The 2948-nt window shown below is 58.2% G+C and carries 4 protein-coding genes; all 4 read left to right on the forward strand.

Translation table 11 applies throughout. The annotated features are described in order from the left end of the window. Window positions 1-101 precede the first annotated feature (101 nt). The 4 genes from F3J45_RS29440 (at window position 102) to F3J45_RS29455 (ending at window position 2887) form a co-directional block, all read left to right on the forward strand. Window positions 102-422, forward strand: a complete 321-nt coding sequence (locus F3J45_RS29440) for a transposase (RefSeq protein ID WP_167070862.1) — start codon at window positions 102-104, stop codon at window positions 420-422. Further along, entirely contained in the window at window positions 419-754 is a 336-nt protein-coding gene (gene tnpB / locus F3J45_RS29445; RefSeq protein WP_167070863.1) for an IS66 family insertion sequence element accessory protein TnpB, read from the forward strand. Before F3J45_RS29440 ends, tnpB begins: the two co-directional genes overlap by 4 nt. Window positions 755-817: 63 nt before the next feature. Continuing rightward, complete coding sequence (locus F3J45_RS29450) at window positions 818-2353, forward strand: IS66 family transposase (protein WP_167070864.1); 1536 nt, start codon at window positions 818-820, stop codon at window positions 2351-2353. 54 nt (window positions 2354-2407) lie between these two features. Next, window positions 2408-2887, forward strand: a complete 480-nt coding sequence (locus tag F3J45_RS29455; RefSeq protein ID WP_167070865.1) for a GNAT family N-acetyltransferase — start codon at window positions 2408-2410, stop codon at window positions 2885-2887. Window positions 2888-2948 lie beyond the last annotated feature (61 nt).

A 2948-nucleotide genomic window follows, 5' to 3' on the forward strand; every position in this document is an offset into this window, starting at 1 on the left:
CGTAAGCGTCCGGCAAACTCACCTTCCGAACTCCAGTTTTAAGGGCGATGGTGTCCGCGTATTTTCAAGCGGACGCGATCACCCTTATCGCCAGGATTTCCATGCGCCAACGTAGCTCTTATCCCAAACCGTTCAAGGCCCGGGTCGTTCAGGAATGCCTGCAACCTGGCGCAACCGTGTCCAGTGTCGCCATCACCCACGGCATCAATGCCAACGTCATCCGCAAATGGCTGCCGCTCTATCGAAATCAGCCCGCAGCGGCTCCACTACCGGCATTCGTCCCGCTAAAAGCCGCACCTAAACGGCCAGTCGAAGCGTCAGTGATCATCGAGTTGCCCGTGGCCGGACAAGTGATCACGGTAAAATGGCCAGCCTCGGATCCCGAGGGTTGTGCGCAATTTATTCGGGCGATCGCTCAATGATCCGCATCGATGCGATCTGGCTGGCCACCGAGCCGATGGACATGCGCGCCGGTACCGAAACCGCTTTAGCCCGAGTGATCGCGGTGTTTGGTGCGGCGAAGCCGCACTGCGCTTACCTGTTCGCCAATCGCCGGGCCAACCGGATGAAAGTGCTGGTGCATGACGGTGTCGGCGTCTGGCTTGCAGCGCGGCGACTTAACCAAGGCAAGTTCCACTGGCCCGGCATTCGCCATGGCTGCGAGGTCGAGCTCGACAACGAACAACTCCAGGCATTGGTACTGGGCCTGCCGTGGCAGCGCCTTGGCGCCGGCGGTGTGATAAGCGTGCTGTAAACGCCGGCCATTTGGCCGGTCTACTTGTCGTCGTCCCGCGCCTGCTCTGGCACAATCGGCGGCATGACTTTCTCGCCCAACCTCGACCAGATGACCCCGGAACAGCTTCGTGCCTTGGCGGCACAGGCGTTGCAGTTGCAGTCCCAGGTCGAGGCGATGAGCGAGAAGATCCAGAACGATGAAATCCTCATCGAACAGTTCAAGTTCGAAATCGCCCTGCTCAAACGCCACAAGTTTGCCAAGCGCAGCGAGCAAATGAGCCCGGCGCAAGGCAGCTTGCTGGATGACCTGCTCGACACAGACCTTGAAGCTATCGAGGCCGAGCTAAAGCAGCTCCTCCCAGCTGTGCCACAGTCCGAACCACGGCAATCCCCGAAACGTGCGCCCTTGCCGCCGCAGTTTCCACGCATCGTCATTCGCCATGAACCCGAAAACACTCAGTGCGCCTGTGGTTGCCAGCTCCAACGCATCGGCGAAGACGTCAGCGAGAAGCTGGATTACACGCCGGGCGTGTTTACCGTCGAGCAACATGTACGCGGCAAATGGGCCTGCCGTCAGTGCGAAACACTGACCCAAGCGCCGGTACCAGCCCAAGTCATCGACAAAGGTATCCCGACCGCAGGTTTGTTGGCCCACGTGATGGTGGCCAAGTTTGCCGATCACTTGCCGCTGTACCGGCAGGAGAAAATCTTTGGCCGCGCCGGACTGGCCATTGCTCGCTCGACCTTGGCGCAATGGGTTGGGCAAACCGGTGTGCGGCTCCAGCCGTTAGTCGATGCGCTACGTGAAGCGGTGCTGGAGCAGGGCGTGATTCACGCTGATGAAACACCGGTGCAAATGCTTGCGCCAGGCGAGAAGAAAACCCACCGGGCCTATGTCTGGGCCTACAGCACCACGCCGTTTTCGGCGCTCAAAGCGGTGGTTTACGACTTCAGCCCAAGCCGTGCTGGCGAACATGCACGCAACTTCCTGGGTGACTGGAACGGCAAGCTGGTCTGCGACGACTTCGCTGGCTACAAAGCCGGGTTTGAGCAAGGCATCACTGAAATCGGCTGCATGGCCCACGCTCGTCGCAAGTTTTTCGACCTACATGTGGCGAATAAAAGTCAGCTGGCTGAACAGGCCTTGCACTCAATCAGCGGTTTGTACGAGATCGAGCGCCAAGCGCTGGACATGATCGACGAAGATCGCTGGCGAATACGCCAAGAAATGGCGGTGCCGATCAGCAAAACACTGCATGACTGGATGTTGGCTCAGCGCGACCAGGTGCCCAACGGATCAGCCACGGCTAAAGCCCTCGACTACAGCCTGAAACGTTGGGTAGCGCTGACGCGCTACCTCGACGATGGGGCTGTGCCCATCGATAACAACCAGGTCGAGAACCAGATACGGCCATGGGCACTCGGGCGCTCGAATTGGTTGTTTGCCGGGTCGCTGCGCAGCGGTAAGCGGGCTGCGGCCATCATGAGTTTGATCCAGTCGGCGCGGATGAATGGGCATGATCCGTATGCCTATCTCAAGGATGTACTGACGCGGCTGCCAACGCAGAAGGCAAATCAGATCGAACAACTGCTGCCGCATCAGTGGATAGGTGGCTGATCTGCGAGGGCCCATTTCCCGTACCCCCTCGGACAAACGATACTAAGGACAGATATGCGCATTCGAGCAACAAGCGAGGACGACTGGATGTTACTCAAGCGCGTCAGGCTTGCCGCGCTTCTGGATACGCCAACAGCCTTTGGCGTCAGTTACAAGACTGCTGCTGCCTATGACTGTGACCAGTGGAAACAACGAGCCTCATCTACGGGAACCGAGTTCTGGCTGGCGTTCGACGAAGGCAGGCCCGTCGGGATGGTCGGTGCCGCAGTCAGTGAGTCAAAGCGTTTCAATTTGATCGCGATGTGGGTAGAGCTTGCGGCTAGGGGCTCTGGCATCGCAAAAGAACTGGTGGATATCGTAAAGGCTCGATGCACTGAGAGAGGTTTTGACGGCGTTTTTCTGGATGTCTCTCCTGAAAACGCTAGAGCCTCAAGCTTCTATTTGAAACAGGGGTTTGTCTTCCTGGATGAATGGGAGCCATTGGAAAGTCATCCGCATATTACTGTTCAGACTATGGTTTGGACGAGGCAGTGACCTCACCCCTAAAAGGGTTGCAGCTAGGCCATCGCAATGTGACTTCCCTGGACGCTTACGG

Source organism: Pantoea sp. Ap-967 (genome assembly GCF_011752565.1).
Classification (GTDB): domain Bacteria; phylum Pseudomonadota; class Gammaproteobacteria; order Pseudomonadales; family Pseudomonadaceae; genus Aquipseudomonas.